Genomic DNA, 12914 nt, shown 5'->3' with positions numbered 1-12914 from the left:
ATTAACTTCCATTTCCTTATCAGAAATCCCACCACGAAGTTGGAGATGTTTCCAACTCTGAGTCTAACAGAACCGTCTCCCCGATCATTGGAGCAATTATGTTCACTTCTCTTTTGTTTGCTTCTTCAAGCGCCCTTTCTATTGGTTCATTCCAGGCATGATTAGCCAGCGTAAATGCACCCCAATGCATCAGCATCATGGTCTCACCATTTACATCCAGATGAGCCTGTACTGCCTGTTCCGGAATCATATGGATCTCAGCCCATCTCTGGTCATATTGGGCACCTTCCATCAATGTAATGTCAAAAGGTCCGTATTGGTTTCCAATCTCCTCAAAGTGTGGACCGTAGCCGCCATCCCCGCTGGTATATACCCGGGTTTTGCTTCCCAGGATGATCCATCCGCCCCATAGTGTGGTATCAATGCTGAATAGATCTCTTCCTGAGCCATGTCTTGATGGTGTCAAAACAACGGTTAAACCCTCATACTCTGTTTCTTCCCACCAGTTAAGTTCCGTGATCTTCTCCTCCGGAATACCCCATCGTATCAGATGAGCCTCGCATCCAAGAGGAACAAAGAAATGCGATGCTTTACTGTTCAGTTTTACAATAGATTGGTAGTCCATGTGATCGTAATGGTCATGTGTGATAAAAACTGCATCAATTGGCGGCATTTCATCAATGATATTCGACATGATATCTTCACTATATTCATATCTGTTAATTCCCACAAATGAAACCGGTGAAGCAACAGGACTTAGCATCGGATCGAGCAATAGCTTTTTGTCATCAATACTAAGCAGGTAAGCAGAGTGTCCCAACCATGTAAGGCTATCGTTTTTACGGTTTATCTGGTTCCAGTCAATAGTAGAAACAGGGATCGGACTTGCAGGATTACGGTCTACAACTTCGGAACCTGAAGAATCATTTGCAGATGGTGTCTCTGATGAATCTACAAAAACACTGGTGGGTAATTCATTTACAAAATGTCCATCAACATAGTTACTTAATTGTTGATATGCTTCTTTTTGTTCAGATGTTGGATCTCCGCCAAAAGCCGGAGCTATATTCATAAATAATATAATGCCTGCACAAAATAGTACCAAAAGCAGGAAAGAATGTAATACGATCTTTTTGAGTTTGATCTGTTTTACTTTTTGAATCACAAGAACACCATTTCCCAAACACCTTGTGTTTATTACTCCACTATAAGATATTAAAGAGCAATATCTATAATAATTCCTGTTGTGATCGCAAATACGATTGTATATGCCAGATACATACTGAATTGCCTTTTACCCAGGACTATTTTCACAGCACCAAGATTAGTTATTTTAGTTGCAGGTCCGGTAACCATAAATGCTGCAGCTGCACCCAGAGTCATGCCATGTCGTAACCATTCCAGCAGTAAAGGGATAGTACCTCCGCCACATACGTATAAGGGTACACCTATGGTTGCTGCCAATAATACTCCAAATCCTTGCTGGTTTCCAAAAAGGCTGGCAAACGCATCAGGGGATACATAGCGTTGAAACATTGCTGAAAGCAAGATTCCCAGAAGAAAATACCCTCCGGTTGCCTTGAGATTTCTCCATATGTTCTTTATCAGGCGCATTAGCATATTTGGGTCAGTATCCCTGCTTTCCGGTAGTACAAGAGTTGAAAAATTAAAGAATCCTTTGTCCCGGAAAAATAACCTGACACAGAGCCCTGCCAGAATTCCACAAATGATAGCTAAAACTAAGCGTATGGAAAAAACTGTTTTGCCAAGAGCAGCACTATAAATGAGAAGTTGAGGATTCAGTAAAATAGAGCTCATCATGAATGCAGCTAACCAGTCATCTCTCATTCCTTTTTGAGAGAATGAAGCTGCAATAGGGATAGTACCAAACATACAAAGAGGGGAGGCAATTCCCAGCATGCTTGCAGGAATCACCCCGAATATTCCAAGGCGTTTGTTCTGTATTGAAACAAACAGCTTGTGAATCTTCTCTTTGCCAAATACCGAAATTACTGAGCCCATGAAAATACCAAATACCCAGTATATTGCGATCTGGTTAAACAGGACGCTGGAATAATACCAGAGATATATAAACTCCTTCTGGAGTAGATCAAGCATCCAGTATCACCAATTCATATTCCTGACTGCCCAGACCAAGATTTGCTGCATAGTCAAGTATATGTGTACCATTTCTTGATTCAATTCTCTCAATTACATCCTGTCCGTCCGGTGCTGCGTATATCTGGTCAACACATGCCTGGTCAAGAGCAACAGGGTCAAGGGATGCCATGATTCCTATGTCTGCCATAGTCGGATCAGCCGGATTGGCAACACAATCACAATCAACAGAAATCCTGTTTAAGACATTTATGTAGACTGCATTATCTCCTACATCATCCATGAATGCTCCATTGGCTTCTGCCATTGATTCCAGAAAGTCATCCTGAGGAATATTACTGAATGCGCTCCATATCCGACTTACATCATCATAAGCACCTGCACTGTGGACACTTGTTTTTCCATTAGCTGACGCAATACCAATTGCCACATTCTTTAGGGCACCGCCAAAGCCACCCATTGCATGACCTTTAAAGTGAGAAAGAATTAACCATGAGTCATAATTTGAGTAATGTGAACCAACAATGAATTCATCAAGGTGTTCTCCTTTACTTACCGGAAGCGACATTTCACCTTCTTCATCCATTATGTCTGTTGGAGCAATAGCTGTGAATCCATGATCTATCATCACTTGTTTATGCATTGCTGTTTCAGCTCTGCCGCCACCATAAGCAGTATTGCATTCAACAATAGTGCCATTCACTTGTTGAACCAGATCTTTTATCAGTTCGGGTCTAAGGTAATTGTTATCTTCACTACCTGGCTCTCCGCTATGGACTTTTACTGCAACGTTCCCGGTAAGCTCACGACCCATTGCTTCGTAAACTGTAATTAAGCCTTCCGGGCTGATATCAGTGGTCATGTAGACTTTAGGAATTTCAGTTACCATGCCATACGTAGCAGTTGTTGCCTGTGAATCTTCATTGAAATTGTTACTATTTACTTCAAGTGTTTCATAATCCGTTTCTGATTTGCTGTCGTCAGTGATACATCCTGCAACTAAAGAGAACACCAGAATGGAAATCAGCAAAATAGTAATGTGCTTTTTCATTTTTATTTCCTCTCCATTTTCTGTACATGGTAATTTGTTACTTTTATTGTGAAAGTAGGTGTGATTTCAATGTTAAATGAGTGACTGGTCACTCATAAGCATGGAGAAAAAAATATTATTTGACCAGACCACCCCAGATGATCTGGAATCCATCTTCAATGACCTTATCTTTATCCTGTGGTTCTGAATCAAGAATGAAATTCACAATTGTACGGCTGGATTGATAGAACATTACAGCAACCATTTCTCCAGGGTAGTCTCCGAGTTCACCGCTTGTGACAGCTTCTTTCACAAGGTCATGGTAGAAAAGATACTCATCCATGACTACTTCACGGGTATAGTTTGTTATGTAAGGTGAAGAGCAGAACTGATTTACAAAATGAAAATGCTCCTGGTTGTTAAGTCCCCATTCAATTAGATTATACCATATTTTCTTGAATTTGTCGTGAAGTGTATTCTGATCCTGGACATCTTTCGCCATTTTACGGCTTAATTCTCCTTTTATTTCAAAATACAGTCCATTGATAAGATCTTCTTTTGTAGGAAAATAATTAAATAACGTGCCAGTGGCTACTCCTGCTTCTTTTGATATCTGGGCAGTGGATGTGCCGTGGAAGCCTCTTTCACTAAAAAGCTTCAAAGCCGCTTGCAGAAGGGCTGCTTTCTTATCTTCAACCTGTTTTTTCATGAATTGTCTCTGGTATTGACTAGTTAGTCATTTTATGTTAATTAAAATGGTTTGTTGTATAAATAGTTTTTGTGCACTTTTTAAGATTGACAACAAAATAATACTGACTAAATATATCCATCAAAAATAAAAGATTCAAACCGATCACCGCAAGTAATCGGTTCTTTACTTTGGAATTGGCTTGTCAGGTGTGACACCGTAATAATTAGTTCTTGCTTTCCCCCAAGGACAACCATTTGGACCTGTTATTTTAAGTTCGATATTTTGCAACGCTTTGCACAGACCATTACCTGCACGTGCACCTCTGCAAATAATACAGAGTTTTTCACAAAATATCGGAGCTTTTTCTTGTTTTGCCATTTTTTATTCTCCTTTTGTAGTTTGTTTCATCCTAAATATCCCTACATTTCATGTAAGAATTCAGGTTGTATGAATCTTAATACAATAAAAAATAAAAACAGAGAAGGTCAGAATCCTGCTGAATTCTGATTCTTATCCCTGCAATTTCTGACCTGCATTTTGAAGAGCGCCACCTAATGCTTTTACTATCTCACAATCCATATCGCATTTGCATGAGCATGTGCAGTACTTAGGTTTGAGTCCCATTAACCACTGACCGAGGAAACCGAGTGCTTCAAGTTCTTCTTTACTAGCGTTTTCTACGTATTTGTTAAGATCTTCTAATTCCATGGTTATTCACCAAATACTATTAATACGTGCATAGTAATATACTATTTTGTCATAGAATTATACAAGAGCTTTGTCTGGTATAGATTTCTAACAAATAGAATCTCAGGAGGTTTTTAATGAGCGAAGTAGAAATGGCATTAGAAAATGTGTCTTTATTGCAAGGGGAAATAACTGCTCTTCGTTCGGAACTGAATCGTTTCAGAAGTGAAGTAACAATGAATAGAACAAATTCAATGTTCAGTGAGTTCAGGAACCAGTGTGCTGCTTCACTAATAAATGGGTCTTTAGATAGTGCTTTAAGTCTCAGTGGCGAAGACGGAAAAAGCTGTTCTATGTGGACACAATGCAAGCCTGCTTTTGTTGAGTTTTTTGATGAGCTGGCAGACTATGCCAGAAACGGTCAGCTATCCGAGAAAAAGGTAGGCGATATAAGACGAAATTTCGATAAAATGAAGGAAGAAGCAACCAAACTGGATCAATGTACACATTGCTTCAAGCACGTAGAACTGTATTTTAACCAGCAGATCGAGATGCTGGAAAAGATGGGCTTTTATCAAAAAGAGGGCAGTAAACCATTAGAAATTCAAAACCTTCATGAAAAACAGATTGCAAACATGGTAGGAGATGCATTAAGTAGTGCTGTAAGAGTGCAGGTTTTAAAGGCCTTGTATGATGATGGAAAATCATTTACTGAACTTTCAAAAATCACAAAACTCCGTGCAGGTAATCTTCTTTTCCATCTGGATAAATTACAGGATAAAGGATTGATACGCCAACGTGAAGAACGGGGCGAATATCAGATCACATTTACAGGTTATCATCTTCTTAATTCCATGCTGGAACTTGTAAAAACACTAGGAATGAATGAGGCATAATTGTTCACTCGTATCTCAGTGCATCCACTGGTTTCATTTTTGATGCATTGTATGCAGGTATAAGACCTGATATCACTCCAATGAACATTGCAATACCGATCCCCAGAGCCATCAGGTCCGGAGCAACCGTCATTCCTGTGGATGAACGAGTCATTGGAAGCCCAAGGTAAGGGAAAAATGATGTCAAAACCAGGCTAAGTATTATTCCGAGCACTCCTCCTACAAAACCCACAAGAGCGGAGTTGAAAAGGAATATCATCATGATATCGCTATTTTTTGCTCCAATAGCTTTCATTGTGCCTATTTCCTTTGTCCTTTCCAGTACGGATGTGAACATCGTATTTGCGATACCTACAGAACCCACAACAAGTGAAACACCTGCTATTGCTCCCAGGAATATTGTAAATGATGCCATCATGTCACTGAAAGATTCTGCCATTGATAATGAATCTGAAACACTGAAATCACGGTCGTCGTCATTCATGACATGCCTTGATATCATGAGCTTCTCTTCAATGTCATTAACAACCGTTTCAACATTATCCACACTATCTGCTTTTACAACAATACTGTCAAATACATCTGGCTCAGCATCATCGATTATATCTACTGCTGAATCAATGGGCATGATGATAGCACTGTCACTTTCACCTTCTGCCAGTATACCCACTACCCTGTAGGATCTGCCTTCAATGGCAAGTATGCGGTTAAGGCCGATTTCCTGATCATACATCTCATGAGCTATTCTGTAACCAATAACCACAACATTATTGTCAGTGGTTTCAAGCAATCTGCCGGATTCAACCTTATAAGTTACAGTATACTGCCAGACCTGTGGGTCTACTCCTGTCACAGAAAGTCCTGCAGTCTCGCCCATGAAGTAGACATCCAGATTACTTCCTGATATCTGACCATAGATATAATCAATATTCTCTACGAGCTTTATTGCCATTATATCCTTATCAGTCAATTCTGCATCCGAGGATGAGGTACTACCGCCAAAGCCGCCTCCTCCACCTCTAAAACCTGACATTGCCTGTGTGTAACCTGGGGTGACTGTGATAAGTGTAAGGTCAAGATCAGCTAATCTCTCTTCCATGTCGGCTTCCATGCTATCGCTAAGTGCCATAATGGTAACTACCGATCCGACACCAATAACGATGCCTATGATGGTTAGCCAGCTTCTGATCTTACTATGGACCAGGATATTTGTAGCAAGTTTAAGGTAGGTTCTTTTACGCATTGCTTTTCTTCCTAATTGTGTCCTTCTGCTTTGTGTAGTATAACATTATTGCCAAACGATGGGTATTTTTGCCGTATTATATTGTTGATTGGCAATTGACTGATTAGTCATTTCAGTTGATTTGGATTGCACATATTAAATACTTATGCTAAACTCCTCACAAAAATCAAAGTGAATCTATATTATAATATTGATGAACGAGCAATGAATAGAAAACTATAATATGGATAAAATGTTGTTGGGTTTATGGAAGGGCCACTTGGTAAAATATACAGTATGCCGACAGCGGTACTACTGGTTGTTGGTATGGTTTTGAGTGCGTTTCTTTTCTATAGTCTAATGAAGGCAGCAGAAAATGGAAACGTGTTGATGGTTGTATTACTTGCAATAGCAATATCTATTGTAGCTTTTGTAATAAGCAGAGCACTAAAAAATCAAACTCTGAAGAAGTTTTGAGTAACCTGCAGAATTTGCAAAAAAAATTAAAAATAAACTTGCTTTTTGAAAAAAATAATTTGAGTGATACATGCTTATGTATTTACTCACTGAATTCTTTTTCTAGATTCTTCTACTTCATCAATGATACCAGGATATTCCCTGAACATCACCAGGATATCAAGGGCTGCAACAATATCAACAACACCAATCGCACCGATAACTTCTCCGCTGATTGTTCTTATAGGCGCAACCATAACTGATTTGCCCTTATAAACACCTTCATTTGGTACTGCCCTGATACTTTGGTTTGTTCTCATGACCTCTTCAAGAACCGGTCCCGTGTAGTCCCTGTCAATGATCACACCTCTTTCCATACGGATACCCTTGCAATTGAGACTGCGAATAGTTGTTGGGATCCCTATCAGAGCGTGTACAGCAGTTGCTATGGGTTCCAGGTCATCAGCCGTGGAATCTGCGCATATGTTCAGGCAAACCGCACCATTTAATTTTTCATCGCATGTCATTTACTCACCTTTTGTTTTATGGAAAGGATTTAGCTGTCAAATTTAACAGATGTAATATATTCATGTGCCGACATGGCTGCAACCGCACCATCTGAAACAGCTGTCACTACCTGCCACATGGAAGTTCTGCGGCAATCGCCTGCTGCAAATATACCGGGTACGGAACATTCCATCTTATCATCGGTCACGATGAAGCCCGCATCCTGCTTTTCAACATCCACCATAGAGGTGTTGGGGTTAATACCTACATAGATGAAAATACCGTCAATCTCCATTTCAGTCAGTTCATTGGTCTTTGTGTTTTTGAGGACAACCCTCTCTACAAGGTCACTTCCTTTTATCTCCTGGACAACTGTGTCCCAGATGAATGTGATATTCTCTTTATCAAAAGCTCTTTTCTGAAGAAGAGAACAGGCTCTCAGCTCATCGCGCCTGTGCACTACATAGACCTTTTCGGCAATATCGGAAAGTATGAGTGCATCGGTAACTGCAGACTCTCCACCACCTACCACGATAACATTCAGTCCTGAGTAAAAAGGACCGTCACACGTGGCACAGTAGGATACACCTTTTGTAAGGAATTTATCTTCACCGGGAACTCCAAGTCTTCTTGGATTGGCACCTGTGGCAACGATGACTGCAATAGCTTCAAAATCCCCGTTATCGGTGACGACAACCTTCTTGTCATCTTCGTCTTTAACGGTTTTGACATCAGCATTCTGGATTTTAACGCCGGTATGTTCCGCATGCTCCCTGAACTTGTTCATAAGTTCCATTCCCGAAATGGAAGGGAATCCGGGGTAATTCTCCACCCTGTCGGCAGTTGCTATCTGGCCGGGAACAACGTTCTTTTCAAGCACAAGGGTATTAAGGCCGTACCGTACAGCATAGATGGCCGCTGTCATTCCGGCAGGTCCACCGCCAATTATTATCAGATCGTACATGTTTATCATTTTGCGTCACAAACATTACTTGCCTGTGCTTTGTCTGGAACTCCTACAAAGGCAACCTTGTCATCAATGATAGTTGTTGGTATTGAGCGGATCTTGAACTTCTTTGCAAGTTCTTTACCCTCAGGAGTGTCCAGTTCTACTTCCTCATACTCAAAATCACACTGCTCATGTAATTCTCGCCACATTTTCTTTGCAGTCGGGCAAAAATGACACCATTCCGAATGGACTAAAGTAACCTTTACCATATTTTCCACACTCCTTGTATTGGTCAATTATCTATTAGTTAGGAGAGTATATCAAATTAATGACTGTGAAAAGTTAATTATCACTGTTAACTTCCTGTATGCGTTCAAAACTATTTTTTCTATTTGAAAAAGTATATCGCAAATGAACAATATTTGGAATGAAGGAAGGATTGATATTTCAAGATATTCTTTAGATGAGTTTGTACAGTTTCTACTAGATTCAGAGTAACCGACAGCATTCAGAGCTATCTAAGATACGTTGCATGAAGAAGAATGCTGAAGCTGATAAGTCATTTATCCTGAATGCTCATGTGAGAAAGAGGTTGGAAATGTGGGAACTATGACGGAAAAAAACAAAACATTAGGTAAAATGAAAAGGGAAGCGTGAACACTCCTTATGTGTGCTTTCATTCTGACTACCGCACGTTTTCCCTTTACTTCCCGTATGATGGTACGCAATTACTTCAAAATGCTGGAACTACTGCTGATAAAGTAGGGACGACCCATGTACTAAGATACAGGGTTCCATCATATTCGCCTCCTTGGTAGCGTACCAGAAGAGAGTCAGGGGTACCAAATTTTGTCTTTTTAAATGTGCCGTAAGCATCGGTTTCTATCGAATACCACACGCTCCATGTGTCAGTTTTCTTCACGTACCCCTCGACCCTTATGGTTTGGCCTGGTAACGGATTTCCATTGGAATCTGTGAGCGTGCCCCAGACAGACGTCTGAAACAGTCCTATGTGGCATTTTGCCGTCAGTTGCGGTGTCCAAGCAATGATGCCTGTTAGCGGTATTGTCGACACAATAAACTTAGGAGCTGACAACTCATTTTCTATAATATTTATCTCCTGCGGCCATTCGCCTTTCAAGTGCAGATCGCCGTTTTCATTAGCCGTTCCTGTACTGATCTGGGGGAACCGCCCCAGAGAGTAGAAGTAGTATTCTGTGCCGGGTTCCAGTCCGTGTGCATTCAGGACGTATGTCCATTGATTAGTGTTTATGCTCAACTCGCCGACGACCTCACCGGAGTATGTCACGTCAAACTGTATCACGCGATACTTCGGAGGCAGCTTCTGCTGGTCGTCAGCGGCGCTCACACCAACGGTTGTGAGTAGAAGGACACAGAGCACGACTAAGATAATTTCCATTCGATTCATCATTCCTTCCCCTTTAAATTGTTCAATAGAGTCATCTACATCTATGGAGACAACTATCGACAAGGCAAGACATGCCTAGAATCACAATATTCAAAAAAATAGGTAGTTATGCCTTACCAATCCCCACAGACCAATATGAACTCCCATATACAATTCGTATTTCATCCTATTTATACATTAATAAATAATTATATCTGTTGTGGGATAATATATGATATGAATATAATAATATTGACACTGATAACTGTAAAATAATAGTATCCAATTATTTACTGAAAAACATGTGTTGTAAATTTTAAGATTTCCGTTTTTTCTGCTTACCTACATCCCCTAAACATGAAAAGAATAAAATCCGAACCAATTTATTCAGTAAGCACCCTAACGAGTTGTCACCACAATCGCTCCTAACAGCACCGTTTTTCAGATCATACGTATCCTGAACCACCGTAAAAAGTCCCTACCTAGCAGCTTTCATAGCTATTTGAGGGTACTATATGAAGAAGAATGTTAAAGCAGACAAATCGTTTATTTTGAATACTCATGTAAAGGAAAGGTTAGAGATGTGGGAAGCAAAGCTTTTAACCTGACTAACTAACGTAATAATATGAACTATAATCACACTCAAAAAGGACGTTTAATGAGATACGTCGTACTTGCACTTGTTTTGCTTTTTGCATATATGTTACCAACGACAAATTTTGAACCAATGACCTTTGCTGTGATGGTAATCGTTGTGTTAATTATCCTTTCATTTTCAAGCCTTAACGTAACGATTGACCAAAAATACCTTGGAATAAAATTCGGTTATGGCATATTTCGTAAGAAGTTTTCGCTTAATGAGATTGTTTCAGCAAGAACCGTAAAGAATCATTGGTATTATGGCTGGGGAATAAGACTATGGCTATGGCCTAAAATGTGGATATTCAATGTTTCCGGTTTTGATGCAGTTGAGATTAAGATGAAAAACGGTAAGATATACAGGATAGGTACAGATGAACCTGAAAAATTGGAAAGTGCAATCTTAGGAGCAATTGACTTAAAAACAGTGGAAGCTGAATTTCAAGCATCTACGAAGTAGAAATGCTAACAATCGTACTCTCCATTACATGCAGATGAATGCTGAAGCTGACATGTCTTTTACTTTAAAATCTAATTGTCATATCCTTATTATAAGAGATAATTACATATTATCATACATGAGAAATGTAAAAAAAGTACTAATCATGATACTGATTTTGCTCATAGCTGCTGCTTATTTTGATGGAACGGAAGAATCAGGCGGTGAAAATTATAATGGGGAAGATGGTGAACAGCCAGGTATAGGAGTAGATATCGGTCCTGGAAAATCAAATGCTGATGATCAAGGCGATAGAACTAGATTCAAAGATAGATGAACTTTGTCGTTGTGTAGATTGGTAGATTTTTGATATATATTAATCATTTTATATTATATTATTATAGATACCTATAAATAATAGTCTCTCGTACTGAAATTGAGGCATGTACACATCTCATTTTACCTACCACCCCCATACAATAACCCACCACTCCCTAAATCACATGCCTCATGCAATTTTCAATTATTCTGCAGAATAACCATTTTGATTAGATATGTATAAAATCCATCTTTTTGTCAAGTAACACTGTTAAGCAATAATTTATATTTTAAGTATTACTATCTATAATTGGTTTGGGTAAGACTAGGGATTGGTACTTCATAAAACACCGGTTTGTTTTGCCGGTGTTCTCCTTTTCATGTTAAAATTGTTTCAAATATATGTTATTTCATATTAAGATTTATAAACAACAGATATTTTTAATCAAAGTTCAGTTTATCTCTATTCTTCAACAAATCATACAGTATAAAATAGGGTGAAGGGATATTCCCTTCAATTAGTTTCTTCTACGCTGCATTATGAATGCAAGTCCAATAATTGCAACTATAGGGAGTGCAATTGCTGGGAATTCTGGTATTTTATTGTCATAACCATAATAGTGGCTGGGATCCTCTTCATAGAGATATATTGAATAGTATGAAGTTGAAGCAGAACCAATATTTTCGTATTGGCCAGCTACAGCTACACCAGAGACGGTAACTGTCACGGATTGACCTACTTCAAGTGTCGCTATATAGGCGACATTACCAATCTGATCATCATCAACATAAATATCGGTCAAAGGCACATTACCAATGTTTGTAACCACATATTTCCACTCAACCGATCCACCAATAGGGATGGATGGTCCAGGTGCTACATCGGCATCATACCAAACTCCGTCTGTGCCCAATGTAGATTTCTCAAAACTAATGGCTGGTGCATCCACTGGAGGTGCTACAGCAATTCCTGTAAACATTATCAGGAATATCAAAGCTATACCACAAAATGTAATATTTTGTTTAATTCTCATTATTCCTCCCACCTTATGTTAAAATATGAAGAGTCATCTACATCTATAGAGACAACTATCAATAAGGCAGGACATGCCAAGAATCACCACATTCAAAAAAAGAGGCAGTTATGCCTTGCCAACCCCCACAGACCAATATAAACTCCCATAAATAATTCGTGTTTCATTGTATATAGTAATTATCAATAAATTTTATGAGCTCGAAGGTAATATTTTTGTAAAAAGTTTGTTTTTTTACTGTTACCTATATCCCTTCACAAGCATGCAAAGAATAAAATCCGAAACAAATATTTCACCTTGACAAGTTCTCACTACAATCGCTCACAGAGGGTCAAAGCTATCAGACGTATCAAAGCATCAATATGTCAAAAAAACCCTATTGCACCGGTTCTAGTGCAAGATAACCTTGTACTTTTATGATATTGAATTTCTGACCTTTCTTGAAACCTTCATACTCGATCAGATTTTTAGGTATGGTAAGTCTGTATTGACCGTTTGATTCTTGCAGTGTTGTTGTCAT

Annotated in this window: 17 protein-coding genes; 4 read left to right on the top strand and 13 right to left on the bottom strand. The window is 39.2% G+C overall.

From position 1 onward, the window contains the following. Positions 1-19: 19 nt before the first annotated feature. The 6 genes from RE474_RS02655 to RE474_RS02630 all read right to left on the bottom strand — a co-directional run bounded on the left by RE474_RS02655 (position 20) and on the right by RE474_RS02630 (position 4547). Positions 20-1165, bottom strand: a complete 1146-nt coding sequence (locus tag RE474_RS02655) for an MBL fold metallo-hydrolase (RefSeq protein ID WP_309311444.1) — start codon at positions 1163-1165, stop codon at positions 20-22. A gap of 50 nt (positions 1166-1215) precedes the next feature. Continuing rightward, positions 1216-2118, bottom strand: coding sequence for a permease (locus RE474_RS02650; RefSeq protein WP_309311443.1), 903 nt, complete (start codon positions 2116-2118; stop codon positions 1216-1218). Continuing rightward, positions 2111-3169, bottom strand: a complete 1059-nt coding sequence (locus tag RE474_RS02645) for a DUF362 domain-containing protein (protein WP_309311442.1) — start codon at positions 3167-3169, stop codon at positions 2111-2113. Before RE474_RS02645 ends, RE474_RS02650 begins: the two co-directional genes overlap by 8 nt. A 115-nt stretch (positions 3170-3284) precedes the next feature. After that, a complete protein-coding gene (locus RE474_RS02640) occupies positions 3285-3857 on the bottom strand; it encodes a TetR/AcrR family transcriptional regulator (RefSeq protein WP_309311441.1) in 573 nt (190 codons plus the stop codon). A 165-nt stretch (positions 3858-4022) separates the two neighbouring features. Then, positions 4023-4217, bottom strand: a complete 195-nt coding sequence (locus RE474_RS02635) for a hypothetical protein (RefSeq protein ID WP_309311440.1) — start codon at positions 4215-4217, stop codon at positions 4023-4025. A gap of 132 nt (positions 4218-4349) precedes the next feature. Further along, positions 4350-4547 carry a hypothetical protein gene (locus RE474_RS02630; RefSeq protein WP_309311439.1) on the bottom strand — a complete coding sequence of 66 codons (198 nt, stop codon included), beginning with the start codon at positions 4545-4547 and terminating at the stop codon, positions 4350-4352. 116 nt (positions 4548-4663) lie between these two features. On the opposite strand from RE474_RS02630, the gene RE474_RS02625 reads away from it, so the two are divergent. Continuing rightward, on the top strand, positions 4664-5422 hold the full coding sequence (locus RE474_RS02625; protein ID WP_309311438.1) for a winged helix-turn-helix domain-containing protein: 759 nt from the start codon (positions 4664-4666) through the stop codon (positions 5420-5422). Between the two features lie 4 nt (positions 5423-5426). Here the strand turns inward: RE474_RS02625 and RE474_RS02620 are convergent, their stop codons facing one another. Further along, complete coding sequence (locus RE474_RS02620; protein ID WP_309311437.1) at positions 5427-6665, bottom strand: ABC transporter permease; 1239 nt, start codon at positions 6663-6665, stop codon at positions 5427-5429. Positions 6666-6911: 246 nt separating this feature from the next. On the opposite strand from RE474_RS02620, the gene RE474_RS02615 reads away from it, so the two are divergent. Further along, complete coding sequence (locus RE474_RS02615) at positions 6912-7121, top strand: hypothetical protein (RefSeq protein ID WP_309311436.1); 210 nt, start codon at positions 6912-6914, stop codon at positions 7119-7121. An 86-nt stretch (positions 7122-7207) separates the two neighbouring features. Here RE474_RS02615 and RE474_RS02610 read toward each other — a convergent pair whose 3' ends face one another. From RE474_RS02610 to RE474_RS02595, 4 genes are all read right to left on the bottom strand, one after another. Further along, positions 7208-7627, bottom strand: coding sequence for a DUF2111 domain-containing protein (locus tag RE474_RS02610; RefSeq protein WP_309311435.1), 420 nt, complete (start codon positions 7625-7627; stop codon positions 7208-7210). Between the two features lie 29 nt (positions 7628-7656). Continuing rightward, complete coding sequence (trxB, locus tag RE474_RS02605; RefSeq protein ID WP_309311434.1) at positions 7657-8580, bottom strand: thioredoxin-disulfide reductase; 924 nt, start codon at positions 8578-8580, stop codon at positions 7657-7659. Continuing rightward, entirely contained in the window at positions 8577-8825 is a 249-nt protein-coding gene (locus tag RE474_RS02600) for a glutaredoxin family protein (RefSeq protein WP_309311433.1), read from the bottom strand. The genes trxB and RE474_RS02600 overlap by 4 nt, the downstream gene beginning before the upstream one ends. Before the next feature lie 464 nt (positions 8826-9289). After that, positions 9290-9988, bottom strand: a complete 699-nt coding sequence (locus RE474_RS02595) for a hypothetical protein (protein ID WP_309311432.1) — start codon at positions 9986-9988, stop codon at positions 9290-9292. A gap of 634 nt (positions 9989-10622) precedes the next feature. Between RE474_RS02595 and RE474_RS02590 the strand changes: the two genes are divergently transcribed. Then, on the top strand, positions 10623-11063 hold the full coding sequence (locus tag RE474_RS02590; protein WP_309311431.1) for a hypothetical protein: 441 nt from the start codon (positions 10623-10625) through the stop codon (positions 11061-11063). A 28-nt stretch (positions 11064-11091) separates the two neighbouring features. After that, positions 11092-11379 carry a hypothetical protein gene (locus RE474_RS02585; RefSeq protein ID WP_309311430.1) on the top strand — a complete coding sequence of 96 codons (288 nt, stop codon included), beginning with the start codon at positions 11092-11094 and terminating at the stop codon, positions 11377-11379. A 499-nt stretch (positions 11380-11878) separates the two neighbouring features. On the opposite strand, the gene RE474_RS02580 is transcribed toward RE474_RS02585, so the two are convergent. Continuing rightward, a complete protein-coding gene (locus RE474_RS02580; RefSeq protein ID WP_309311429.1) occupies positions 11879-12394 on the bottom strand; it encodes a CLIPPER-2 domain-containing protein in 516 nt (171 codons plus the stop codon). 376 nt (positions 12395-12770) lie between these two features. After that, complete coding sequence (locus RE474_RS02575; protein WP_309311428.1) at positions 12771-12914, bottom strand: AbrB/MazE/SpoVT family DNA-binding domain-containing protein; 144 nt, start codon at positions 12912-12914, stop codon at positions 12771-12773.

Source organism: Methanolobus sediminis, assembly GCF_031312595.1.
Classification (GTDB): Archaea; Halobacteriota; Methanosarcinia; order Methanosarcinales; family Methanosarcinaceae; genus Methanolobus; species Methanolobus sediminis.
This window is presented reverse-complemented; position numbering and strand designations above follow the sequence as displayed.